The sequence below is a fragment of the Burkholderia sp. Bp9142 genome (assembly GCF_003853415.1).
Taxonomy (GTDB): domain Bacteria; phylum Pseudomonadota; class Gammaproteobacteria; order Burkholderiales; family Burkholderiaceae; genus Burkholderia.
Genome location: NZ_QTPP01000038.1, coordinates 14,258 through 38,642, shown reverse-complemented (window position 1 = coordinate 38,642; position 24,385 = coordinate 14,258). Strand labels below are relative to the sequence as shown.

At 56.7% G+C, this 24,385-nt stretch carries 20 protein-coding genes; 10 read left to right on the top strand and 10 right to left on the bottom strand.

The genetic code is table 11. The features are described from left to right. Nucleotides 1-36: 36 nt before the first annotated feature. The 7 genes from DIE22_RS30500 to DIE22_RS30470 form a co-directional block, all read right to left on the bottom strand. Nucleotides 37-744: an SDR family NAD(P)-dependent oxidoreductase gene (locus DIE22_RS30500; RefSeq protein ID WP_124606751.1), complete on the bottom strand. Its 708-nt coding sequence runs from the start codon at nt 742-744 to the stop codon at nt 37-39. 178 nt (nt 745-922) lie between these two features. Continuing rightward, nucleotides 923-2,179 (bottom strand): DUF1329 domain-containing protein, encoded by a 1,257-nt coding sequence (locus DIE22_RS30495; RefSeq protein ID WP_124606750.1) that lies wholly within the window; start codon nt 2,177-2,179, stop codon nt 923-925. 21 nt (nt 2,180-2,200) lie between these two features. Further along, nucleotides 2,201-3,754 (bottom strand): DUF1302 domain-containing protein, encoded by a 1,554-nt coding sequence (locus DIE22_RS30490; protein WP_260426799.1) that lies wholly within the window; start codon nt 3,752-3,754, stop codon nt 2,201-2,203. Nucleotides 3,755-3,800: 46 nt separating this feature from the next. Further along, nucleotides 3,801-6,230, bottom strand: coding sequence for an efflux RND transporter permease subunit (locus DIE22_RS30485; protein ID WP_124606749.1), 2,430 nt, complete (start codon nt 6,228-6,230; stop codon nt 3,801-3,803). Between the two features lie 49 nt (nt 6,231-6,279). Then, entirely contained in the window at nt 6,280-7,239 is a 960-nt protein-coding gene (locus DIE22_RS30480; protein ID WP_185640719.1) for a WD40/YVTN/BNR-like repeat-containing protein, read from the bottom strand. A gap of 81 nt (nt 7,240-7,320) precedes the next feature. Next, the gene (locus DIE22_RS30475; RefSeq protein WP_124606747.1) at nt 7,321-8,544 is read right to left on the bottom strand and encodes an MFS transporter; all 1,224 of its coding nucleotides are present in this window, start codon (nt 8,542-8,544) and stop codon (nt 7,321-7,323) included. Between the two features lie 100 nt (nt 8,545-8,644). After that, nucleotides 8,645-9,370, bottom strand: coding sequence for an SDR family NAD(P)-dependent oxidoreductase (locus DIE22_RS30470; RefSeq protein ID WP_124606746.1), 726 nt, complete (start codon nt 9,368-9,370; stop codon nt 8,645-8,647). A gap of 883 nt (nt 9,371-10,253) precedes the next feature. Between DIE22_RS30470 and DIE22_RS30465 the strand changes: the two genes are divergently transcribed. The 10 genes from DIE22_RS30465 (at nt 10,254) to DIE22_RS30420 (ending at nt 20,732) form a co-directional block, all read left to right on the top strand. Next, on the top strand, nt 10,254-11,930 hold the full coding sequence (locus DIE22_RS30465) for an FAD-dependent monooxygenase (RefSeq protein ID WP_260426798.1): 1,677 nt from the start codon (nt 10,254-10,256) through the stop codon (nt 11,928-11,930). Nucleotides 11,931-11,932: 2 nt separating this feature from the next. Beyond that, nucleotides 11,933-13,009, top strand: a complete 1,077-nt coding sequence (locus DIE22_RS30460; protein WP_185640718.1) for a VOC family protein — start codon at nt 11,933-11,935, stop codon at nt 13,007-13,009. Nucleotides 13,010-13,066: 57 nt separating this feature from the next. Next, nucleotides 13,067-14,080: a fumarylacetoacetate hydrolase family protein gene (locus DIE22_RS30455; RefSeq protein ID WP_124606743.1), complete on the top strand. Its 1,014-nt coding sequence runs from the start codon at nt 13,067-13,069 to the stop codon at nt 14,078-14,080. After that, the gene (locus tag DIE22_RS30450) at nt 14,077-15,090 is read left to right on the top strand and encodes an NADP-dependent oxidoreductase (RefSeq protein WP_124606742.1); all 1,014 of its coding nucleotides are present in this window, start codon (nt 14,077-14,079) and stop codon (nt 15,088-15,090) included. The genes DIE22_RS30455 and DIE22_RS30450 overlap by 4 nt, the downstream gene beginning before the upstream one ends. A 4-nt stretch (nt 15,091-15,094) precedes the next feature. Then, complete coding sequence (locus tag DIE22_RS30445; RefSeq protein ID WP_124606741.1) at nt 15,095-16,021, top strand: 3-keto-5-aminohexanoate cleavage protein; 927 nt, start codon at nt 15,095-15,097, stop codon at nt 16,019-16,021. A gap of 10 nt (nt 16,022-16,031) precedes the next feature. Beyond that, a complete protein-coding gene (locus DIE22_RS30440; protein ID WP_185640717.1) occupies nt 16,032-16,475 on the top strand; it encodes a nuclear transport factor 2 family protein in 444 nt (147 codons plus the stop codon). A 109-nt stretch (nt 16,476-16,584) separates the two neighbouring features. Continuing rightward, entirely contained in the window at nt 16,585-17,625 is a 1,041-nt protein-coding gene (locus tag DIE22_RS30435) for a phosphotransferase family protein (protein ID WP_124606739.1), read from the top strand. 13 nt (nt 17,626-17,638) lie between these two features. Next, nucleotides 17,639-18,886, top strand: coding sequence for an acyl-CoA dehydrogenase family protein (locus tag DIE22_RS30430; RefSeq protein ID WP_124606738.1), 1,248 nt, complete (start codon nt 17,639-17,641; stop codon nt 18,884-18,886). A gap of 167 nt (nt 18,887-19,053) precedes the next feature. After that, on the top strand, nt 19,054-19,908 hold the full coding sequence (locus DIE22_RS30425) for an enoyl-CoA hydratase/isomerase family protein (RefSeq protein WP_124606737.1): 855 nt from the start codon (nt 19,054-19,056) through the stop codon (nt 19,906-19,908). A gap of 137 nt (nt 19,909-20,045) precedes the next feature. Then, nucleotides 20,046-20,732, top strand: a complete 687-nt coding sequence (locus DIE22_RS30420) for a TetR/AcrR family transcriptional regulator (RefSeq protein WP_124606736.1) — start codon at nt 20,046-20,048, stop codon at nt 20,730-20,732. 454 nt (nt 20,733-21,186) lie between these two features. Here DIE22_RS30420 and DIE22_RS30415 read toward each other — a convergent pair whose 3' ends face one another. The 3 genes from DIE22_RS30415 to DIE22_RS30405 are packed head-to-tail and all read right to left on the bottom strand — an operon-like array spanning nt 21,187 to nt 24,193. Continuing rightward, a complete protein-coding gene (locus DIE22_RS30415) occupies nt 21,187-22,266 on the bottom strand; it encodes an alpha/beta hydrolase (RefSeq protein ID WP_185640716.1) in 1,080 nt (359 codons plus the stop codon). Beyond that, a complete protein-coding gene (locus tag DIE22_RS30410; RefSeq protein WP_124606734.1) occupies nt 22,263-23,840 on the bottom strand; it encodes an alpha/beta hydrolase in 1,578 nt (525 codons plus the stop codon). The genes DIE22_RS30415 and DIE22_RS30410 overlap by 4 nt, the downstream gene beginning before the upstream one ends. After that, nucleotides 23,837-24,193: a hypothetical protein gene (locus DIE22_RS30405; RefSeq protein WP_124606733.1), complete on the bottom strand. Its 357-nt coding sequence runs from the start codon at nt 24,191-24,193 to the stop codon at nt 23,837-23,839. Before DIE22_RS30405 ends, DIE22_RS30410 begins: the two co-directional genes overlap by 4 nt. Nucleotides 24,194-24,385: the final 192 nt, after the last annotated feature.

Below are 24,385 nucleotides of genomic sequence, written 5' to 3'. Positions count from 1 at the left end.
TGTATCGCCTCGAAAGTTGGAGTTCCGCCACGCTCCTCACATGCGCCCTGACACCGGAATCAATGCACCGGTGATTGCGGCTGATCGACGCGACATCAGAAACGCGATAACTTCGGCGACAGCGTCTGGCGTCACCCAGCGCTGGAAGTCCGCATCGGGCATTATTTCGCGATTAATTGGCGTATCGATAACGCTTGGCAATATCGCATTGACCGTAATACTACGGTCCTTTAATTCATCGGCAAGCGCTTCGGTGAGGCGGGCAACCGCAGACTTGCTCGCAGCATAAGGGCCCATTCCTACAACTCCCTTCGCCGCGGCGGCTGCACCGATGTTTACGATCCGCCCGCCGTCGCGATCACGCAGATACGGCAATACGGCTTTCGACGTCATCAAGGCAGTCTTCAAATTCGCGTTGAAGAGGTTATCCCACGCGTCGACCTCATCCCCCTCCACAGTCGACCAGCGAAACGCTCCAGCGACGTTGACCACGCCGTAAATCTCTCCGTATCGCGCAGAGACCGTCGACATCGCCGAATGCGCTAGATCATAAGAACTGAGATCCACTTCACCCAAAACAAGTGCATCGCTCAGCGCTCCCGGAATTTGTCCCGCAGGCGCTTGGTTGGAGTCAACCAGCGCCACGGTTGCACCATATTTGGTGAGAGTAATGGCCGTCACCATGCCTAGGTTGCCGAATGCTCCCGTCACGACAATGACTTTCCCTTTCAACTCATCTTTCATGTCCAACTCTCCGCAACTAGACGCCATACGTTCCATACTCATCCCGGAAATAGCCAGTTACTGCTCGCTCATGGTCGAGTTCAAATCACGACCTGCGCGCCAACCGATTCGCGTTGGCACCGCGCGCCGTCCGTGGTGGCGCCGGTACCAACATTTCCCGCATACGCTGATCCGACGCTTACTTCGCCAGCTGCTCGAGACCACTCAGCGACCAATGGCTGTCGGTGATCCCGCGCGGATCTGCGCGACTGACGATCGGCGCAACAGTTGCGTGACGTGCCTTGAAGTCGATTGCTTCGACACCCGTATACAGCAGCACGTGCTGGCCGCCCTCGGAAACACCAGCCCGCATTTCGGAAATCACGAACTTCCAGAACTCGCCCTTTTTGTCGTAGTTCTCCGAGTAATACGGACGGAACGTATCGACATCAAGGTACATAACGCGTTTGCTATACGGGTGCTGGTCCGGCGGCGTTGCCTCGACGACATATACTTCGCGCGGCTGCCACTTTTCGATAGGATTCCAGTAGGGCGCATTTTTGAGGTCGTAAGTCGGAAATTCGTCCGCGGTTCCGGACCTGGACTCGACGTGATTGTTCTTGTTCCCATCCGTGACCGCGAGAATCCAGCGCTTGCCGGTCACCTTGAAGCCCTTGTACCAGCTCGGGCGAGCGTTAAATACGTTGTTGTCGTCGCCAAGAAAATCCAGTCCTCCGACCGGATCCATCCATGCACCGCCGGACAGGCGGCGCGTGCGCCGGGCCGACTTCAGATAGGCCCACGTTTCTTCGTACGACGGGGAATCCAGGCGGACAGCGAACGTCCCGATACCCTTTACATCCTCCGGATACTGCGCGAGGTCATACGTTTTGGCGGCAATCGTGCCGTCGCCGGCGACGGGTTGCTTGTCGAGCAATCTGTTCTTGAAGTAGTAGCGCTGATAAATCCACGCCTGCTTCGTTTCCAGGCCACTGTTACCGTTGACCGCCAACGCAAAGACGTCGTTGTACACGGTGTCCCCTTCCCGCGGCGCATAGTAGAAGTTCCACATCATCTTATAGCCGGCATCCGGGTCGCTGGTTTCAATGTCCGGGAATGGAACACCCGCCACGTAACCCGTGACCTCCTTTGTCTTCGGATCGAACTTCACCTGCCCCGAATACTTCTTCGTCGCCTCAACCAGTCGCGGCTCGGCCGGAATAGGTTTAGCGTGATCAAGCGTGATCTTGAGGTTCCAGTTCCGGATTTGCCACGCCACCTTTTCGGTAAGCAGGCTCGAAATCGGATGCCCGTCGAACGTATCACTCTTCACAGTGTCGATATTCGACTTTTCAATCACAGTGCCGGCGGGAAGTTCGGCGGCCCATGCCCCCGCCCCGACAACCAACGATGAAAGAAAAACAGAGTGACAAACGAGTTTATCGAAAGTTTTCATAACATGTCTCCAATTATTTCATTAGAACTGGTATGTAGCGCGAAGCATCAACTGATCGTTGTTGGCCAGGCCACCGAGCGGGCCAGTAGAGTACTCAATTTCTCCAGGGTGTTTCTGATGGTGCGGAAAGAAAATGTCGGCCTCAGCCAAAAACCGCCAATGGTTACCTACCTTGTATTCAATACTCGGAATGACGAAAGCATCACCGTTTGAAATATCCATCCCAGCCGCAAATCCCGGATTCAGACGGCTGTTCATATAGTTCAGCGTGAAGAATCCTGTTAATGTAGTAGTATGACGTTTCGCCTTTTTTCCATATCCAGCCGCATACACAATGTCATCGGAATTGTTGAGATTTCGAATCCATGTGTCAAAAATCTGAAGGGATGCCAAAGTGGCTTCGCTCGTCCCCAGCAACTGCATCAGGCGAAACTGCTTGTCGATTCGCAACGACGAGACAACGACGTCCTTCGTGATAACACCACCAAATCCCGGCAGAGCGCCGTTCGCGAAATTGCTACCCACGTTGAACGGCACGTTCTTCTGATACGCGACTTCCGCGGCCACCACGGAATCAATCGCCGGCACCTCGGTGCTGACGCTTGCCCCGAACACATTAATTTTCGGGAAAATGAAATCACCAAGCGTGCCCTTGGGCTTTTCTCCCCAAGGCACGAAGGCGGAGTTTACGATCGGATCGGGCCGGTAAGTATTCAAATACGACACTGCATAATTGACGGAGCCCGCCAGCCCGGTCCACCGCGCTCCACCGGTCACATCGGTTGCATTGCCGTTCCGATGCCGATAATTGACCGTTAGCGAACCCGGCGCCAAAAAGTCGATGCCCTTGAACGGCTGCCCGGCCCAGCGCCCACCCGATAGCTCGTATGTATTACCGATGTCCGCGAGCTGATCGATGCCCGGCCGCACCAGCAATTGCAGAGAGCCATTCAGTGCCGGGACGTCGAAATTCCCGTTCACCATGATCAGCGGCTTTCGCAGTTCATCGTTGTCACGCTCAAGAAACGACCGCCACCGATAGTCGAATCCGTTGATCAGGTCGGTCGGATGGAAGAAATCCGTCTCCCCCCATGCCACCTCCTGCTTGCCAACGCGGAAATGTGCATGTTCACCAATGTCAAAGTCGACGAAATACTCTCGAAGCTGCGTTTGATTGTATTGACTGAGCATGCTGCTACCCGGCCCGCCCGGCGTATTTGTTCGAGCGAGGTTTTGAAGTTCCCTCTCGTAATGCGTCAACACTTCCCGATCGGCTCGACCGACTACCGTCCATCGAAACGGCCCGGTCTTGGCATCCATGTTCAACTCCAAGGATCCTCGAGCCATGGAAAGCTGACCTTTTCCGCCCCCGGTCTCCGGGTGATCTTGCAAGTTCATCGACACCCAGCTTCTGACGAATCCGCCCATCTTGAAGTAGTTGTCGTTCGCGGATTTCTCAACCGCTTCCTCGATCGGGTCTGCTGCAAGGGCTTGCCCCGCACACCCCGATGCAATGATTGCAGCCAGAATGCGAATTCTATTTTTATTTGCATTCTTGATTGATTTCGTATTCATATCTACGTCTCCAGATAGATACCAAGCCTATGATCGTACAATCGGATTAGTTGTTCGTAGGGACGCCGTCGCACCCCGTCCCCTTTCCATCCATGCAGCCCGACTTCCTCGCGTCGTCGCCACGCCTCGTCTTCGAAATCCCCCCAATCACGAATTTTGGACGAAACACATACACCATGGCAGGCATAATGAATAAAGCACTACCTGCAGAGATTGCCAGCCAGATAGCCATCAGGGTCGCCATTTCTGCCTGGAAACGCAGCGACGAGAAGCTCCAGAGAACCACGCTGATGATCAACGTGGAAGCCGTAATGAGAACGCCCCGTCCGGCAGTGTTGATCGAGCGCGTGATCGCCCGCACTAGATCGTTATGACCATGGTGATGGAGATCTTCCTTGATTCCATCGACGATATAGAACGCATAATCGACACCAAGTCCGATACCCAGCGCAGCCACCGGAACGGTATTGATATTCATCCCGATTCCCTTCAATGCCATGAAAGTGAAGGTCAATGTATTGGCGAGCACAACCGGCACCATGAAAAAGATGCCTGCCATCATCGACCGGTACGCGACGGCGCAGCATGCAACCAGCACCAGAAGAGCAAATGCGATGCTTTCGACCTGGCCAGACAGGAGTACTTCATTGATGGCGGCGAGTACGCCGACCATGCCGCCAGCCAACTTGAACTCACCCTGCTCGATATGATGCGACCGCATGAATTCCTTGATCCGGGCAATCGCAGTACGAATCGTCGACCCCTGATGATCATGGAAAAAGAGCGTAACCGAGCCATTCTGATATTTCGGATCCACGAGACGGTCCATGTCTCCGGGTTCCGATCCGCTCTGCAACATATAGGCTAACTCAGCGTTCTCTTCCTTGTTTTTCCCGAACGTCAGATAGCGAGGGTTGCTTTCGTGAAGTGTTCGATTTACCACGGGAATGACATCGGCCAACGAGAGGCTTGCGCCGACTTCCGGTTGAGCACCCATGAATTTCTGGAAATCGCTCATGTTGCGTAGAACGTTTGGATCCTTCATCGCCCCAGGCTGATTACCGGCGAACACCACGAACATGCGATCCGCACCCGGAAACTCTCGGTTGATGGCTTCTGCGTCCGTGTTATAGATCGACTTCTGCCAAAGAATCGGAGACCCCGGATTGGCATCACCCACAGTCAGGTTGAACGCGTAGATACCCGAGCCAATGAATACGATGGTGGCGCCAGCGAGTACCGTATAGCGCCACTTCGACGTGACAATGCGGATGCAAACATCCAGGATCTTCTGAAGAATCGGCGATACATCGAACGGATGTGCGTAGCTCTTTGGATTCTTGATCCACGAGAGTAGCACCGGAGTGAGCACGACCGCGCTCAGAGCGATGGTCAACACCCATACCGTTCCGATAATCGCGACCTTCTGCATCAGCGCGATCGGCGTCAGTAGCACCACGATCATGCAGCCAGCGTCGGCCACGACACCGAGCATGCCGGGCTTGAACAATGCAAGCATGCTTGCCCTTGCCGCCGCCTTTGCATTATCAGCGCCACTGACAATCTCGTCGTCAAATCGCGTGACAAGCTGAACCGAGTGTGAAATGGACCGGGCCGTGATAAGAAACGCAACCACGATGACGAGCGGATCGACGTTGAATCCAAGCAATGTTGCCGCCCCAAGCGCCCACGTCGCGCTTACCACGCCAGCGAGCAATGGCAGAACGGTACCGCGCCACGTACGCGCCGTCACAAACAGCAGCAGGATCAGCATCCCGACAGTCAGGAGGAAGATGAGCAACGTCTCCGGCAGATAGTGATTCACCCATCCGAACAGGATCGGCGCACCGGTGACCCGCACGACGACTCCGTCTCCTCGTACGCTATCTGCAATCGCATTGATTTGCTGGAAGACCGTCTCGTAGTTGACCAACTGGTCGTAGAAGTCAACGGTGATCAATGCCGCCTTCAAGTCACGCGAGACATACGCGCCGTAGACCAGCGGGTTGTTCATCACCGACTTCCGTAGTGTTGCAACGTCACGATCGGATTGCGGGATGTCAGGCCACATCAGTGGCACAAATTCAATGCCGTCTGTCGACCCACGGATGTCCTTCGCCTTCTTTGAGGCAAGAGACATGATTTGAAACTGATTCGCGCCGTCAACGCGCTGCAGGTCCTGCGTAACCTTTTGTATTTTCGCCAGCGTCTTCGGATTGAAGATGTCTCCGTCCTTCACCTCCAACATGATGCTGACAATGTTCGATCCACCAAAGCTCTGCTTGAAACGCTCGTGTACTTGAATATACGCATGAGTACGCGGCAGCAGATCGTCCAGATCCGTCTTGATCGATACATGGAATGCCGCCACGCCCATAGTCGCCGTCGCCACGCCCAATATAGCGACCACCCAGATGCGCCGTCGAATACAGAACTCGACGAAGCGTTGCAATACGTTAAAGATCGCGTCCTTCACAACCGTCTCCTATTTTTTGGCCCTCTGACCACCGCCTTGCCAGCGGGTGTCATAACGCTCCAACAACGTCCACGGAACCACCGGACGCAACGTATCGGTCGCCATCTCTGACAATTTTGGTGTGCCATTGCCGGTTATCGGGCGTCACGCGTGATTCCCGCCAATGCGCTCCAGAAGCGTCGCCAATGAGCAGGACACCCATATCACCCACAGCCAACCATTCCTTTCCATCCCAAGTAACGTCGAACAAGTGGCTTGTGACCACGCGTGGCGCCACGGCCCATGCGACACCACCATCGGTAGTACTCAGCACGGTTCCATCCACGCCGACAGCAACCCCATGCATGTCATCGCGAAACGCCACTGCCATGAGACTGTTTTTGACCGGACTGGCAACGTTGGACCAGGTTGCCCCTCCATCTGACGACGAGCTGATTCGACCAAACTCGCCGACCAACCACACCTTGTTTCCGACCACGAAAACGTCGTTCCACGACTTGTCCTCTTCGCTGGTAACGCGATTCCAGGTCGCGCCATGGTCAGTCGACTTCAGCGCTGCGCCCATCTCACCCACAGCCCATGCACTACCGTCCTCGATGGCCCTCACTCTCACGAGCTTGTTGGCAACGGAGGAAAGCGTCACCTTAACTGTCGACCAGGATTTGCCTTGGTCCTGGCTCACGAGAACCGTCCCGCCGTCTCCAACTGCCACAGCCGCGCCATCGTTCCAGGTCGCGATGTCTTGCAATGCGGCACTGGTGGGCGACTTCTCACTCATAATCGTTTGCTCGCCCGGCGAAATCCGCCATATCTTTCCACCACTTCCCACGCCGAGAATCGCACCATCCTTCAAGCTGGCAACTCCGTACATGTACTCCCCCCGCGCGATTGGCGGTGGAACGACCGTGCTTGCACTGACGTTCGGCTTAACGAAAACTGCGGCGTAGAGCAATCCACCAATGATGAGCAGTGGAAGGACCGACAGCGTTGCTCGAATTGCTCGCAACATGATTTGCATTCCTCATATCTGTCATGAAGGCACGACCCTTCAATGGGTTCCCGCTACAACACGACCACTTTCCGGTCGATCTTAAATACCCGACATCCTCTTCCCTGCAACTTTCCGTACCATGCTCGCACTCATCAACGTCATCGCAAGTGCCATCAGAAGGAACAACGACGACACCATAACTTGCACTGAATTACTTCTTCCCGCGATCAATGCATTTGAAATCGCTTGACCGGCTGCCAATCCAAACGGCATCGCTGCACTGCTCAACACCGCTAATCGACCATCCGAATCGGCCGTAGACAAAACACCAAGGTAATATGGAACGCAAAAAATCCAGAATGCCATGAATGAAATCGCACAGACACTCAGACCGATCCGATCCGAAACGGCATTCAGCACAAGCATTGCTGTGGCCAATCCCAATGTACCGACGATAATGGGCAAGGTTCGGCCGAACCGAAGTCCGATCAGCGATACCAGCAACCCACCACCAATACCGCCGAATCCAGATGCCGCGAGGGCGTAGCCGACTGCATCCGATCCAATGCCGTGGGCGCGCGCGATCTCGCCGACAAACGGCCAGACACCGCCGATTCCAATGAGAAACAGGAACATACCTGTTAATCCGATGATGCTGGCGAGCCTCGAAGAAGAAGGCTTCATGCGTGCATTCACGGCAAGCGATGCCGGCTCTGAGCTGCTGCGTGGAAACCACCAACCGCCTAAACCTGTGAGTACGGTGAACACAAGCAATACATACATTGCGCCGCTGTATCCTTGGCCCAATGATCGCCAAGACAAAATCCACAAGATCAGTGTGACAGTCAGTTGGTTTGCGGTAATTGCCAAGCCGAAGCTTCGATCCGGTGCGCGCGTCCTGGACACGGCCGCTACCGCGATTGCGTACGTGATACCGACTCCAATGCCAGCGACAGCACGACTCGCCAGCAGGAGAGGATATGCCGTTGCAAGCGCGCTAGAAAAATGTCCAAGTGCAGTAAACAGCAGGCCCGTTGCCAAGAATAGCCTACGGTCGATTCGAGAGAGCACGAGCGATGTCAAGACCACAGCGACACTCATGCCAGTCAACTCGGTGGCGGTCAAGGTCGATGCTTCAGCCTGTCCAATCCATCCGCTGCCGATGTAGCCTCCAACCAATGCCGGCGTCAACAGCATCGTCACGGCGCCGAGATTGGTCATCAAAATCATCGCGGCCAACGCTGCCGGGCGGTCATAACCACTTACTTCGTTCGGGTTGCGACTCTCAGCGGACCGTTCAGGAGTTGCGATCTGGTTAGTCATTGCGTGAAATTGACTTCATCAGTTACTACCGTAGGGGCCGTCGACTTCCTACATGTCTGACGACGCAGCATCAACCAACTCAACGCCTCGATTCCTCGCCTCAGCCAATCCCACCGTCAACCGTAACCTCGGCGCCGGTGATGTAAGACGACGCGTCGGATGCAAGAAATAGTGCGAGCCGCGCCACCTCTTCCGGCTTGCCCAGCCGGCGCATGGGGATCATGTCCTCGTAGAACTTTGATCGCTCAGGGTCGTTCTTCCCGATCATCGGCGTATCGATGACACCTGGATGAATGGAATTGACTCGAATACCGAGTGGTGCGAGTTCGGAAGCTGCCAGCTTCGTCATACCGCGTACCGCCCACTTGCTACTGGCGTAGGCGAAGATTCCGGGTACGTTATTGAGCCCGGCGTTCGAAGACACGTTCACGATTGCACCGCCGAAAGCCGTCATCGCTTCCGCCATGGTGCGCATTCCAAGAAATACGCCGAGTTGATTGATACGGTAGTGGTGATCCCAGATGGCCATGTCCGTATCCAGCAACGTCGCCGGTTGGTATACGCCCGCGTTGTTGATCAACACGTCGATCTTCTTGAATCGATCAAGCGCTTGCCTCCTGACCTCTATCCATGAGGATTCCTTACTTACATCGTGCCGCACAAAATGGGCCAACCTACCGAATCGTTCGGCGACGCTCGCGCCCTTCGCATTGATGTCCGTAATCACGACGTTCGCACCGTGTTCAGCGAACAACTTTGCCTCAGCAGCACCTTGTCCGCTCGCCGCTCCAGTAATGACGACGACCTTGCCGTGCATATCGACCATGAACTCCTCCATTGCCGAATTACGTGTCCGCCCAACCATTCTGAGCGTCTGAATTTCGCACCGGTACGCCCGTAGCCTGCTTACTTCAGACCACAACGGCTCACCCAATGGTTCGCGGGCCGCATCGGTCCGAGCCTTCCGGGTTCGTCTCTTCTGTCGCTCTGTTCGGAACTGCTTCGAACCAGTCGTGGCGCATCCATGGACTCAATATAAATTTTGTCGTTCGTGGAGTTTATTGGGAGTGTCCCTACGTCGCGACGAAGGTTGGCCGGATGGAGAGACGTCAGTCAGCTTGTCGGGCCACAAGGGAAGAGCAGCGCGATGAAAACCTCAGTTGGTCACCCACGCTCGTTGCGATTCACTTGCTGGTCTTATGGCATCGCACCATGTTCGTCGCAATACAACAAAGTAAACGATCAATGGATGCGGCAGCAGCCACGATGCTGCGACCGTTGTCGAATCCGCGCGCGCTCCATGTCGCATACGCTGCGATCGACTCGATTGGTCGACGTCCGGCTCGCCGGGTCCTCGACCATCCGGCGATGCTCGATTTTCTCGAGCCCCAAAACGTCGCCGGTGTGCTTGCCCCCGTTTGCGAGAAACGATCCGAGTGTCAGCCCCACCGTTTGGCAAGAGACACGGCGGGCGACATCCGGGAATATCCCTAACTGTCGAATCAATGGGTCGAGCCGCGAGCGGAACGTCTTTCGATTCCGCATCGCACAACCCTGTCTCCCTTACTGCAGCAAGCTATCGGCACAGATGAACCCAACTGCAACGCCAAACTCTCCCGTCTTTTGGTCGAACTCGCGGAGGTAGTCACGTCATTCACCCAGCCTACAAACCTCCACACTCGTAGTATTTTGCAAAAAGACGTGCTAACGTGCCCACATCAGTCTGCTGTACCAAACAGAAGTGCCCACCAGGGCTCGAACATGGAAGGAGATGGATCTTGGTCAACGTACCTGTACTCGTAGTGGGTGCGGGCCCGGTCGGGCTCGCTACGGCTTTGGAGCTTCAATCGCGAGGCGTCAAGGCACTCGTGGTGGAAAGAAATCCTGGCACTACGCGACACCCGAAGATGGATGTCACCAACGGCCGCAGCATGGAGCACTTCCGTCGTCTCGGTGTCGCTGACCGTATTCGCGGCGTCGCGGTGCCACCCCAGAACTGCATGGACGTTTCGTGGGTGACTCGGCTCAACGAGTGGGAATTGGCTCGATTCAACTACCCCGACGTGCATACCTGGCGTGAGCGCATTCGCAACCAAAATGACGGCTCCCAACCGCTAGAGCCGAACATGCGCCTCAGTCAGGTTGTTCTCGAACCGACCCTGTGCGAAGTTTTGAAGGAGTCGCCGTTGGTCGAGCTTCGCTTCGGCTGGGGGATGCAAAGCTTCGTTCAAGATGCGGATGGCGTGACTGCAACGTTGCGTGAAATCGCAACGGGCCGAACTGAAGAGGTACGCTGCACATTGCTTGCCGGCTGCGACGGTGGCGGCAGCGTCGTTCGGGAATCGCTGGGCTTCTCGTGGGAAGGAAAATTCTCGATTGCCCGATTCTACATGGTCCATTTCCGCTCACCGGCAAAGGACCTTCTTCAGCGTTTCGGCATTGCTTGGCACTACCAATCGCCTGTTGGCGGCACGCTGATTGCGCAAGACGACAAGGAAATTTTCACTCTGCATTGCGTCCTTCCGGATGGTGTAGAAGCGGCGTCCGTCGATCCCAAGGAACTCGTATATCAGTCTATCGGTACCGAGTTCCCGTTGGAGGTGCTCCAAGCCAATCCCTGGTCCCCGCACCTCGTGCTTTCGACCGGCTACGGCCGAAACAGGGTCTGGATGGCAGGCGACGCTGTCCATCAATACATTCCGACCGGCGGTTACGGCATGAACACCGGCATTTGCGATGCGGTGGATCTCGGCTGGAAGTTCGCCGCGGTACTCCAAGGCTGGGGGGGGCCGAAACTGCTCGAGAGCATCGAGGCTGAACGACGTCCGGTCGGCGCTCGCAATCTCGAGGCGTCCGGCTCGCATATGGATATCCGCTTCCGTATTGCCGAAGCCTATGATCCGAAGATCCACGAAGACAACCAGGAAGGCGCTGTAGTGCGCGAGGCATACGCGAAGCTCATCGAGGAACTCGGCAACGCGGAAAACGAGTCGATTGGCATCGAGCTTGGGTTCCGGTATCGCGACTCGCCCATTATTTGCGGCGAGGATAACGAGCCGGAATGGAATCCTCTCAAGTACGTGCCCAGCACATGGCCTGGCGTTCGAGCTCCGCACCTGTTCCTTCAGGATGGTCGCGCGATTTTCGATCTCTTCGGACAGTGGTTCACATTGCTTCGATTCAACGACACAAACGTCGAACCGATGATCGAAGCCGCTCGGGAACGTGGCGTTCCTCTTACTGTGGTGGACATCCGTGACGACCACGCACGAAACATCTACGAGTGCGACCTTGTACTGGTGCGGCCCGACCAGCACGTTGCATGGCGTGGCGATGCCATGCCGTCGAACCCGTACGCCGTCATCGATCGAGTTCGCGGAGCGTGATTATGGAAGACCATGCTTATTCACACGAAAACACGCACTTTCGGCCGGTCGAACGTCCAGCGCCCATCGTTCGTGCCGACGCTGTAGCTCATGTCATCTTCGAACGAAGCAACGTGGAGGAGATGGGTCGGTTCCTCGAGGACTTTGGCTTCGTGCCCTGCAACGGAGAACAGGGCGCAACGCGGTACTTCCGAGGCTACGGTACGTTTCCGTATTGCGTCGAGGTTATTCCTTCCGACCGCGATGCATTCGTCGGATTCGCGCTCACAGCCAGGAGCGCTGACGATCTCCGGATTCTGGCCGACGCGGAAGGTGTCGATATCGAGTCATGCGACGGTCCGGGTGGCGGCATGCGTGTTCGTTTGACCGATCCGGACGGACGGCGCGTGGATTTAATTCACGGATTCACTGCCGTCGAACCAATGGAGACGCGCGCGGATCTGATGGCGACCAATACGCCGATGGAAAAGCGACGCGTCAATGCGACCGTTCGCACGCCCCTGCAGCCTGCCCCGGTCTTCCGAATTGGCCATGTCGTCCTCCAGACGCCAAACTTCGATGAAACCGCCCGATGGTACATGCGGCACTTCGGTTACATCCCGACGGACGTGAATTCGCTTTCGGACGGAAGCCCTGTGCTTGGATTCTTTCGGTTCAATCGCGGCGCAGAACCTAGCGATCACCACAGCCTCGCGATTCTCGAGGGACCCGCGCCGGCAATGCTGCATATCTCTACCGAGACCTTCGATATCGAATCGGTCGGCCAAGGGCATCAGTTTCTGCGCGCTCGAGGATGGACTCCACATTGGGGTATCGGCAGGCACAAGCTCGGCAGCCAAGTCTTTGATTATTGGAAAGACTCTGTGGGTGACGAGTGGGAACACTATGCGGATGGCGACGTAATGACGGATCAATATCCGACAGGTTATCACCCGCTCAACAGGGGCGGTTTGTGGATGTGGGGTCACGACCTCCCCGACACGATGCGGCCGAGCGAGATCGTTCCCGAGGGTGCACCGCACAAGGTCAGGATGTTAATCGAAGCGCTGCTGGAGCAGCCCCGCCCGTGGTTGCGGTGAAGTCACGCCGCCCATTAATTTTGCTCAACAAACAAATCAAGCGAAGAGGTAGCTGAAATGGCCGTTCTAATCCTTCGATATCGCGACGACGACGGTGCATCCCGGTGGGCCAAGCTCGTGTCAGCTCCGCCGACATCGCCCGACGATGTCATCGACATCATCGATCTTCCCGTTGCGCGAAACGCCACGACCGATACCATTATTGCCATGTATGGTCGGAATCTGGACCGCATCGACAATGGAGACGTCGTAAACATCACCGCGGCGCAATTGCAAAGTCCGGTGACCAGCGACGCAACAATTGTTTGCCAGGGGCTGAACTACGCAACTCACGCCGCTGAAGCGGGACATCATGAGCGCAAACAGAATCTCCTGTTCGCAAAGGCAAGCACTTCGCTCTGCGGCCCGTACGACGAAATCGTTCGGCCGAAGGGCGTCGAGCTCCTCGACTACGAGGTGGAAATCGGCGTTGTGTTGCGCTCGCAATTGACCGCCGGCACCGTTGTGGATAACACGAACGTCGGCGAATACGTCGCAGGCGTGGTGCTCTGCAACGACGTGTCCGCGCGAGACGTCATGTTTGGTGCGTCGTTCATGCAGTGGTACCAGGGAAAAAGTTTCCGGACTTTCTGTCCGACGGGGCCGCTACTTTACCTGTTGGCGCCTGACGAAGTCGCCACTGCCCTCATGAACCTGGAGATTTCGCTGGTCTACCGTGACGTTGAGCGACAGCGTGCCATCAGTTCGCAACTGATCTACAAACCTGCCGAGACACTCACACAGATCGCCGCAATGATGGACCTGAAGTCAGGCGACTTGATCCTGACCGGCACACCAGGAGGCGTCATCGCCCAAGGCACCCCAAAATTGATCGAGGCACTCAAGACACTCTTGCTTGATGACCCAAGCCGTCGAGCCGAGATGGTTTCCGAGATGAAGACGCTCGCAGATTTTCTGCAGCCCGGCGAAACGCTGACTTCCACGATGCGCGACCTGCATAGCAACCTCGATTTGGGCGGGCAATTTAGCACGATCGTGGACGACGGCTCAAACGGAGGCTCGGTAGCATGATAAACCGCCGTGTGATCCTGAAGGGGCGGCCGCAAGGTATACCTCAGGCCGAACACTTCGAATTGGATTCAACGCCAATCCCATACCTCGCTGAAGGCCAGATTCTAGTTCGCAACCTTTACTTGTCCGTCGACCCTGCCATGCGTGGTTGGTTGAGTGATGCCAACGGATATGCCGATCGCATTGAGATTGGCGATGTGATGCGTGCGTTTGCGGTGGGCGAAGTAGTGGAATCACGCACCGAAGCATTCTCGCCCGGCGATCGGGTAATGGGGCTGTTCGGCTGGCAGGAATATGCAGCCGTTGCCCCAACATCTGTCCTTTTGCGGATCAGCGACCGCGACTTCCCTCTCTCCCTCTTCCTTGGTGTGCTCGGGATCAATGGATATGCCGCTTATTTTGGCTTGATGGAATGCTTCCCCAAGCCAGGGGAAACCGTCGTGGTGTCGACTGCTGCCGGCGCGGTCGGATCATGCGTCGGCCAAATAGCGAAAACTCTTGGTTGCCGTGTGGTCGGCATTGCCGGAGGGCCCGAGAAGTGCAAGCTGTGCATCGACGAATTCGGCTACGACGACGTGCTGGATTACAAGCATGAATCCAACCTCTCTGCCGCAATCGCACGCGCATGCCCGGACGGCGTGGACGTCTATTTCGACAATACCGCCGGCCCGATCAGTGACGCGGTGATGCGAAATATCTCGGTGGGCGCGCGCATTGCGATATGCGGCACCGCGTCGATTTCAAGCTGGGATCCCTGGCCCTCCGGACCTCGCAACGAACGGCATCTGCTTGTCAAACGTGCAATGGTGCGAGGCTTCATTGCACTCGACTACGCTGACCGTTATCCAGAGGCCGTTGCGCAACTAGGGCGCTGGATCAAGGAACGCCGACTGCATTATCGCGAGGATATCTTGGAGGGGATCGAGCAGGCGCCCAGTGCGATCTCCCGCCTCTATGCGGGCGAGAACCAGGGAAAGCTGCTGATTCGCCTTCCTGCATCGAAAGGATAAGACCATGTCGAAAGTCATTATTAGTTGCGCAGTAACAGGTGCAGTGCACACGCCGACCATGAGTCCGCACCTGCCTGTTACGCCCGAGGAAATCGCAGCACAGGCTATCGACGCGGCCGAAGCGGGTGCCTCGGTGTTGCACCTGCACGCGCGTGATCCGCTGAACGGGAAACCCACTCCGGATCCGGAAGTCTTCATGCGCTTTCTTCCGCGCATCAAGGAAGGCACCAACGCAGTCGTGAACATCACCACTGGCGGCGGTCAGGGGATGTCCCTCGAGGACCGAATCGCGGCTGCGGAACTCGCATCGCCGGAACTTTGCTCCCTCAACATGGGCTCGATGAATTTCGGCATGTACCCGATGCTTGGGCGCTATCAAGAGTTCAAATACGACTGGGAACGTCCCTACCTGGAGGCATCCCGTGACTGGATCTTCCGTAACACGTTTGCCGACATCGAGAACATCGTCGAGCGACTTGGCAAGGGTCACGGAACCAAGTTCGAGTTCGAGTGCTACGACATCAGTCACCTCTACACGCTCGCGCACTTCCTCGATCGCAAGCTGGTGGCTCCTCCCCTGTTCGTTCAATCGATCTTCGGCATCCTCGGTGGTCAGGGTGCCGATACCGAGAACTTGCTTCATGCCAAACGACTTGCCGACAAGCTATTCGGAAATGACTATCGCTGGTCCGTCATGGCGAGCGGCAAGCATCAAATGCCGTTCATCACGATGGGCGCAATCAACGGTTCAAACGTGCGCGTAGGTCTTGAAGATTCGCTTTACGCTGGCAAGGGCAAGCTCGCGACCTCGAATGCGGAGCAAGTTCGGCTTATCCGTTCGATTCTCGAGCCGCTTTCACTCGAGATTGCGACACCGGACGAAGCGCGCACGATCCTGGCCCTCAAAGGCTCCGACAACGTCAAATTCTGAGGTAGTCAACATGTCGAATGCCCATCAAGACTCAAGGAACGTCACAGCTGTCAAAGAATACTTCATTCGCGGTGACACTGGACGAGCAGACCTATTCGATCTGTTCACCGAGGACTTTCAGTTCTATTTTCCAAAGTTTGGCGTGGGCCGAGGAAAAGCCGAGTTCACTGAGCTCGCAACCAAGCTTCTCGGGACGCTGAAATCGATCTCTCACGACATCGACGCCATGAAATTCTTCGAAGGGCCCGACTTCATCGTGGTTGAAGGGACAACCGACGGCGAATATGGCGATGGGACGCGGTGGTCGGGCGGCAAGACGTCGGGAGGTCGTTACTGCAGTGTCTTTGAGTTTCGCGATGACGGTCTGATCGAGCGGATGCATATCTATCTCGATCCCGACTATGCCGGGCACGATTCCGATCGCTTCCTCTGGGGCACCAATCGCACGTGGTAATTGTGCACACCACGATATCGCCACTCAGCAACAGTGTCCGGCGTGCGCGCGCTCAGCGTGCCGCCGGTCTTCATGTTGAGAATGTTCCGACGCTTTAAGCTAAACACGCATGCAAACCGCCGAACCCTTTGTCGAGTTTGATGTTTCACGTCTCGACGCCTTTCTCCGGAAAGAAATCGCGGGGCTGGAAGGCCCGATGACATTGGAACGTGTCGGAGGGGGACAATCAAATCCCACGTTTTTCGTCTCGTTCGCTAATCGGCGAATGGTGCTTCGAAAGAAGCCTGGTGGAGAGGTTCTTCCGTCGGCACATGCCGTGGACCGGGAGTACCGCATACTCAACGCACTCTCTGGCACAAATGTCCCAGTCCCCAGGACGGTCCTCTTTCACGCTGAAAATGACGTCGTCGGTACGCCCTTCTATCTGATGGAGCGGCTCGATGGTCGAATTTTCTCAGCGTGTCACTTGCCTGGCATGCAGCCCGAGGAGAGACGCGCAATCTATTTGTCCATGGCAGACACTCTGGCACAACTGCATAAGGTCGACTGGGCCTCCATTGGTCTTTCGGACTATGGCCGGCCAGGAAACTATTTCGAGCGGCAAATCAATCGGTGGTCGAAACAGTGGGCAATGTCAAAAACCCGCGAGAATGCGGACATCGACCGACTGCTGTCGTGGTTGCAAGACAATATTCCGGAAGACGACGAGGTTACGATCTGTCACGGCGACTTCCGGCTAGGCAATCTGATGTTCCACCCCGTCGAGCCCAAAGTCATCGCCGTATTGGACTGGGAACTGTCGACGCTTGGGCACCCCCTCGCGGACGCTGCTTTCAACGCTTGCACTTGGCGCACGCTCCCGAGCGAGTATGGCGGAATACGTGGGCTCGATCTCACGGCCCTCGGGATTCCCGGTGAAGCGGAATATCTCGACCACTACTACCGCGCCGCCGGTCGGCGGACTGACCTTGCGCCATTCCACTTCGCACTGGCCTTCCTTCGCTGGGCGGTCATATTTGAAGGTATCGCTGCACGCGCCAAGAGTGGAATCGCGATCGCGGATAACGCGGTCGAAGTGGGCCTGCTCGGCCGCGCTATGGCCCATCGCGGCCTGGAAGCACTCGACGGCGTCATCCCCGGCCCCCTCTGATCAGGAAAGATTCATGGACTTCCAATATTCTTCGAAGATTCAGGCTCTGCAGGATAAGCTGAAAAGCTTCATCGAGCAGCGAGTGCTCCCGGCCAACGCAAGCTGGAATCGCGTCGCCGACGGCGGCGCCTACCCTCTCGACATCGTCGACGCATTAAAGGCAGAAGCCAGGGAACTCGGTCTGTGGAACCTCTTCCTGCCCGCGCTGCGCGACAACGAGCCCGGGACGCGTTTGACCAACCTCGAATACGCACCGCTGGCCGAGATCATGGGTCGGATCCCCTGGGCGCCGGAAGTATTCAACTGCAATGCGCCGGACACGGGGAATATGGAACTCCTGCACTTGTTCGCGACGCCCGAACAGGTCGAACAATGGCTCGTCCCGCTGCTCGATGGACGAATCCGATCCAGCTTTGCCATGACGGAGCCCGACGTGGCTTCGTCAGATGCAACGAATATCCGCACGACCATTCGACGCGATGGTGACGACTACGTCATCAATGGCCGCAAGTGGTTCGTCACTGGAGCATCTCACCCGAATTGCAAGTTCGCCATCGTCCTTGGCAATTCCAGCGGCGATCCGCAAACCGCCAGGCATCAGCGTCATTCGATGGTCATCGTGCCGCTGAACACGCCGGGCGTCGAAGTGGTACGCAATGTTCCGATCATGCATCACGTTTCACCGGAAGGCCATTGTGAAGTCGTCTTTAGAGACGTGCGGGTCCCTGCAACCAATTTGCTTGGCACGGAAGGCGAAGGCTTTGCGATGGCTCAAGCTCGACTTGGCCCTGGACGGGTGCATCATTGCATGCGCACACTTGGTCAATGCGAACTCGCATTAGAAATGATGTGCGACCGTGCCAATGACCGACGCGCGTTCGGCAAGTATCTCAACGAATTCTCCAACGTTCAGGACTGGATCGCTCATTCTCGACTCGAGATCGATCAGGCCCGGTTACTGGTTCTGAAAGCGGCTTGGGTTCTTGATCAGCGCGGTAACCAGGCGGCCTATGTCGATGTGTCTGGCATCAAGCTCGTTGCCGCGCAGCTACAGACTCGTGTCGTGGATCGCGCGATTCAGGTATTCGGCGCGATGGGGCTCACGCCCGACACCCCACTGTCATTTCTCTGGACGTGGGGTCGCGCCATGCGCTTTATTGATGGCCCGGACGAGGTCCATCTTCGCACGGTAGCGCGCGCTGAGCTGGCGAGAGCCAAAGCCAATTCGGGTTCAACGAACGCCTATCTCATCACACACTGAGGTAAAGACCGAGTTGCTGATTCACGTCATCCAGCGCTCGTTCATGGAAGACTCGGCATTGACGGGACAGCAACTGCGGGAAATCGTCCACTAGCTTTTCTGTGACGTTGCCGTCGCTCGTTCGAAGGACGAGCAACGGCTCATCCACTAACCAGGTGGACCTGGGCGTGGCGCAATACTTCCTTAACGGTATCGCCATTTCCAGCCTAATCAATTCGATTTGTGTTGGACCATTTGATATGACAAGCAACGTTGATCTAGCCGAAGTCGACGACATCGCCATCGTGACGATGGATAACGGTGGGCACGTAACCACCATCGACATACCGATGTGTCAAGGGTTGCTTCGTGCCTTGGATGAAATCGCAGATCGCAACGAGCACCGTACCGTCATATTGCGAGCTACCGGCAAGGCATTCTCCGCAGGTGGTGATCTCGCTCAGATTTTTGCAGCCATCGACCGATCAGATAACGCATATCTGGACGAACTGATCACCACGTACCATGCAACAATTCTCGCGATTCGGCGGCTTGCCGTTCCCGTAATTGCTAGCGTACATGGTGCGGCTGCGGGCGCCGGGTTCTCATTAGCACTCGCCTGTGATGTGGTCGTTGCCTCAAGTGCCGCTCGCTTCGTTACCGGATATCCGAAACTGGGCACTTCGACCGATGGCGGACTCTCGTTCCAGCTTACACGCCGTCTGGGTGCTGCGCGGGCTATCGATGTACTGCTGCTCCAAGATTACTTAACGGCCGAAGATGCGCTATCACTAGGCCTTGTTCAGCGTGTTTGTGAATCACAATCGCTATGCCCCACCACCCTCGAGACTGCCGAGAAACTGGCACATTACCCTTCCGCTGGGGTCACGGAGATCAAATCACTTGTACGCCGAATTTCGGATGATGGCCTGGAGGAGTATCTGGAACAGGAAAAGCAAGCGTTCATCAGGTGTGCCCAAACAAAGGAATTCGGAGAGAGAATTGCAAAGTTCGTTCAGCAGTCGGGTGGCAAGAAAGGCTAAGAGAGGTCGTGTCGGATCTGCAGTTTGATGACGTAGAAACCTGACGAAAGCGATCGCATCGATCCGGCAGATACTTGCAGGCGCTGACGGCCGGCGTGTATCCTGAACATCTCCAGCCCGCCCCTTTTGGAATTTGCATGAGCCGCACACTGAATACTGCAGAGCAACCCGAGTCGTCACCTCGAACGCCGGCACTCGGTCGCCGCCATAACGAAGGTCGGCGCGAGCAGACTCGCGCCATCGAGACCCGTCGGGCGATCATGGACGCTGCATTAGATGAATTCGCTGAGCGCGGTTTTGATGGGGCCAGCATGCGTCGTATTGGGGAGCGAGCAGGGCTTGAGTATACGCTTATTACTTACCACTTTCGAAACAAGGACACGCTCTGGCGCGCGGTGGCCGAAGACGCATTCGCACAGATAGAAGTCAAATGGAATAACGCAATTCCGATCGACTCCAAAATGTCTCCTGCAGACCGTGTACGCGAGGAATTTCGAACCTTCCTTAAGTTCACGATAGAACACACCGCCTTTCACCATTTCATGCTGCGCGAAAACCAGGGAAATAGCCCTAGGCTTGAATGGTTGGTCCAAAATGTACTGTTGAAGACGCGTGACCGAATCTTGCCTCAAATCCGTGCTGCACAGGCTGACGGCGCCCTCATCAAAGTGGATCCGGATTTACTCTATTACATGCTGATCGGAATGACTTCCGTGCTTTCGTCCCTAAAGGGCGAGATGAGCGCCACGATAGGTTTTTCGCTTGACGATTCGAAGGCAGTTAATCGTTACTGGAAGTTAATCGAGAGAGCAGTATTTCGATAGACGAGATCGATTCGCCCCGTCATTCTGACCATATCCGAAGCAAACCTCCCGGAAGAGTTGGCAATCTTCGAAGAGTCGGATAGCGACTTGGAGTTTGAGGCTCACAGCGACGTCGAATTCATCTTGGGGGTGGCCATCAAGCATCCGCATGACCTTTGGCTCGGCCATTACTCGGTACATACGAGCGCCCAAGCATTGGAGCGAGGAGAAGCAGAGATTGTCAGAATCGGTAGCGAATTGAGGCTTGCTCAAGCCAACTGAACTTCGAGCTTCAGCGAAGCCGAATGGTGACCGACGTGCGGCAAAGCCCTACAAGGTAAGCGGCAACACAAATTGACGCGCCACCGCGCAAACGGGTCGCTCGCCTCATGCGCATTGTGCGTCGGTGCGGCTTGAGCCGGCGTCGCTGGATCAGCACCACGCAGCGACGCCAGCCGCACGGCTCGCGGTGAAATCAAACGAAGCGTGTTTCCAGGAACTCGCGGCATCGGTCGAAGAGGTCAAAGCGGTTCAACTCCAACGCCATGGAATGCGTGCCACGTGCCAGTATCTCCAGCCGCTTGTATGGCGCGTGCTTGAGCCGCGAGAACAGCTCCTGCGCCATGTACGCCGGGGTGTCTATGTCCCATTCGCCCAACAGTAGTTGGGTCGGCACCCGGATGTGCTCGGGCTCGTAGGTCGCTCGGCTAGTCGCCCAGTGGTCGATCAGGTCGGCCATCACGCCATTGGGCGCCTGCACTGTCTGCGCCGAATCGCCTGTCCTTCCCTGAATCTCGAACAGCGCCTGCCACCAGGTATCGAACTCGGCCTGCGGAATCAGCTGCTCGGCGGTAGTCTCGTCCAGCCCACGTACCCAGCGCTGGCGTGCTTCTTTCTTTGAGATAGCTCGAAAGTCGCCCAGGAAGTCAGCGTTGTTGGGTAGTGGCGGCGGCAGCATGGACATCATCCAGCGCGAGAGTGCTATGCCCGGCGAATTGCGGATGATCCAAAGCGGCGCGACCAAGACAAGATGGCGTACCGCCTCGTTGCGTGCCGCAGTAAAGCCGCCACCGAGGGCGGTACCCCAGGACCAGCCGATCAGGTTGACGCGCGCTCCGCTGGTGCGTGCGCGCACGAACTCGACCACCGCGGAAAGGTCATCGCCGGCTTCGGGCGTGCGGGCATACGGCGGGTTGCGCGGCACGGGGAAGGTGCTGGCAGCGGGGCGCGACGAACGGCCATAGCCGCGCACATCGAATAAGTAGGTGTCGAAGCCGTGCAACGCCAAGTAGTCAAGCCAGGATCCGCCGCCGAACATAGGGTGATCGAATGCCATGCTGCCCGGAAAGGTGGCGCCGTGCACAAACACGACCACCTTGTCCGGGTGCGGCTTGTGCAGCGTCGCCAGACGCTTGTTGCGCACATGCAATTGCACGCCTAGCGCACCGCTGGCAATACGGTGGTCAGTAGCGACGATGACCGGCAGGCTCGAGGTAGTACCAGTGCGCAGGTGGGCATTAATTGCATTAGGGGATGGCATCAGGATGGCCCTCAACTCTGCGGTACCTGTTCCAGTACATACGCACCGGGCGCAGCCTCCAGTGCCGGCCAGACAGTGCTGCCTGGCTGAGCCGGCGCGGGCACCAGCCTGCCGCTGGTCTTGGCCACCCAGCCGCACCATTCGGGCCACCAGCTACCCTGCCGCTTTTCGGCGCCTGCCTTCCAAGCCTCCGGGTCGCTTGTGCGCGGGCCGTTAAACCAATAGCTCTTGCGCGACTTAGCCGGGTGATTAATGACCGTGCCTGACACATGGCCTCCTTCTGTCAACAGGAACTCGCACGGCCCACCCACCAAATCCAGTGTGAGCAGCGTGGTCTGCCAGGGAACTATGTGGTCCTCCGTGGCAGAGACAACACAGCACGGTATATCTATGCTTCCCACGTGCACCCCGCGCCCACGCAAGCTCAGGGCGCCCGGCTTGCGTAGCTGATTGCGCAAGTACATGTTCTCCACGTAGTACTGGTACAGGTCGCCCGGCACGTTGGCGGTGTCACTGTTCCAGTACAGAACGTCGAAAGGCGGGATCTTCTCGCCCAAAAGATAGTTGTTGACCCAGAAGTGCCAGATCGAATCGTTGGCGTGCAGCATCGCCATGGCCTTGGCCAGGTCCTGCCCCGACATCACACCCTTCAGGCGGACGCGCGATTCGAAGGCACTGATCTGCGGCGCATCGACGAAGATGCTCACGTCACCGTGATCAGAATAGTCCACCAGCGTGGTGAGGAAACTAGCAGAGGCTACGCGCTTCTTTTCGGGAGGGGTCATCACCGCTAGCGCCGATACGGACAGAGCCCCACCGATACACCATGCGAGGAGGTTCAGTTGAGGCTCAGCGGCAATCTCGCAAGCAATCTCCACGGCCTTGTGCACGCCATCGTAAACGTAGTCCTCCCAGCCGTGACTTGCCCGGCCCGCATGCGGGTTGCGCCACGATATGATGAATACGTTGTGCCCTTGCTCGAGCAGGTACTTCACGAACGACTTCTTATCGTTCAGGTCGAAGGCGTAAAACTTGTTGACGCAGGGCGGCACAATCAGCAGCGGCGCCGCGTACACCTGGTCCGCCAACGACTGGTACTGAATCAGTTGGAATATCTCGTTCTGGAACACGACCGCGCCTGCGGTCGTGGCCAGGTTCTTGCCCACAGCGAATGCCTGCGTGTCGGTGGAGGCCGGCAGTGCGTTGCGCTGTAGTATGTCGACCAGCATTCGGGTGGCACCGGTCAACATACTCTGGCCATTGGTATCGACTGCCTTGATCAGCGCCTGCGGATTGGTCAGCAAAAAGTTAGATGGCGACAGGGCATCGAGAGCGTACTGTATGTAGAAGTCCCACACCTGCTTCTGATGCGGCGGCAGGCGCTCTCCCAGGGTGCCGATCTGCTGCGCCGCCTGGTCAGCCACCTGATACCACTGCAACATCAACTGGCCATATTGTGTATTGGTCCAGGCCGGATCCTTAAAGCGTGGGTCGTCGGCCAGCGGGTTGGAACGTGAGGTATCGGCGGTGGGCTTCATCCAACCGCGCGCCCAGTTGTCGAAAAGGCGTTGCAGGCTTTCGGGGGTCATAGTATTGCCTCATGCGTTATCGGATGTATCGACATCGCGATCCCCGCATCGTCCGGATCATCGTTGAACAGACTCAGAAAATTCATGTGCGCCCCCACATAGACCCACAAGGCGATTATCTTGTGGACCACGACGCGCGCCTGGGCGCGTTCTCTGGTGATCTGGCCGAAGAACTGTCCCAAAGCGACGGGACCGTCTACTATCAACGGGTAGTGTTGGATATACGCTAGACTGGCGAACTTGGCCACGTATTCTTCCGCCTTCTTCTGATTGATCTCGAGATCATAAAAGCCAAGAATATTGGCTTTGTTGCGAAAGGCACGGCTATCGTTCGTGTCGACGAGTTCAATCATGGCTAACTGCTTCCTCTGAGAATTGCATTAGCTGGATGGCTCTAACTCACGCTGACAATTTGGAGGCGGAATGCATCCTGTTCAGCGTCTGATTTCTCACGAGCGAGTCGCGGGTGCGATAGCGTGTCCGAGACCGATGCCGGCAACGGTGACTGCAGCGGATCGGCAAGAACGTTCGTATGGAGATGACAT

What these genes read in the sequence shown, in the direction of transcription:
- DIE22_RS30460 (WP_185640718.1), top strand. Translation starts at nt 11,933, where the DNA reads ATGGAAGACCATGCTTATTCACACGAAAACACGCACTTTCGGCCGGTC.
- DIE22_RS30410 (WP_124606734.1), bottom strand. Translation starts at nt 23,840, where the DNA reads ATGACCCCCGAAAGCCTGCAACGCCTTTTCGACAACTGGGCGCGCGGT.
- DIE22_RS30435 (WP_124606739.1), top strand. Translation starts at nt 16,585, where the DNA reads ATGCAAACCGCCGAACCCTTTGTCGAGTTTGATGTTTCACGTCTCGAC.
- DIE22_RS30470 (WP_124606746.1), bottom strand. Translation starts at nt 9,370, where the DNA reads ATGGTCGATATGCACGGCAAGGTCGTCGTCATTACTGGAGCGGCGAGC.
- DIE22_RS30495 (WP_124606750.1), bottom strand. Translation starts at nt 2,179, where the DNA reads ATGAAAACTTTCGATAAACTCGTTTGTCACTCTGTTTTTCTTTCATCG.
- DIE22_RS30450 (WP_124606742.1), top strand. Translation starts at nt 14,077, where the DNA reads ATGATAAACCGCCGTGTGATCCTGAAGGGGCGGCCGCAAGGTATACCT.
- DIE22_RS30455 (WP_124606743.1), top strand. Translation starts at nt 13,067, where the DNA reads ATGGCCGTTCTAATCCTTCGATATCGCGACGACGACGGTGCATCCCGG.
- DIE22_RS30420 (WP_124606736.1), top strand. Translation starts at nt 20,046, where the DNA reads ATGAGCCGCACACTGAATACTGCAGAGCAACCCGAGTCGTCACCTCGA.
- DIE22_RS30445 (WP_124606741.1), top strand. Translation starts at nt 15,095, where the DNA reads ATGTCGAAAGTCATTATTAGTTGCGCAGTAACAGGTGCAGTGCACACG.
- DIE22_RS30500 (WP_124606751.1), bottom strand. Translation starts at nt 744, where the DNA reads ATGAAAGATGAGTTGAAAGGGAAAGTCATTGTCGTGACGGGAGCATTC.
- DIE22_RS30440 (WP_185640717.1), top strand. Translation starts at nt 16,032, where the DNA reads ATGTCGAATGCCCATCAAGACTCAAGGAACGTCACAGCTGTCAAAGAA.
- DIE22_RS30405 (WP_124606733.1), bottom strand. Translation starts at nt 24,193, where the DNA reads ATGATTGAACTCGTCGACACGAACGATAGCCGTGCCTTTCGCAACAAA.
- DIE22_RS30475 (WP_124606747.1), bottom strand. Translation starts at nt 8,544, where the DNA reads ATGACTAACCAGATCGCAACTCCTGAACGGTCCGCTGAGAGTCGCAAC.
- DIE22_RS30480 (WP_185640719.1), bottom strand. Translation starts at nt 7,239, where the DNA reads ATGTTGCGAGCAATTCGAGCAACGCTGTCGGTCCTTCCACTGCTCATC.
- DIE22_RS30430 (WP_124606738.1), top strand. Translation starts at nt 17,639, where the DNA reads ATGGACTTCCAATATTCTTCGAAGATTCAGGCTCTGCAGGATAAGCTG.
- DIE22_RS30490 (WP_260426799.1), bottom strand. Translation starts at nt 3,754, where the DNA reads ATGAATACGAAATCAATCAAGAATGCAAATAAAAATAGAATTCGCATT.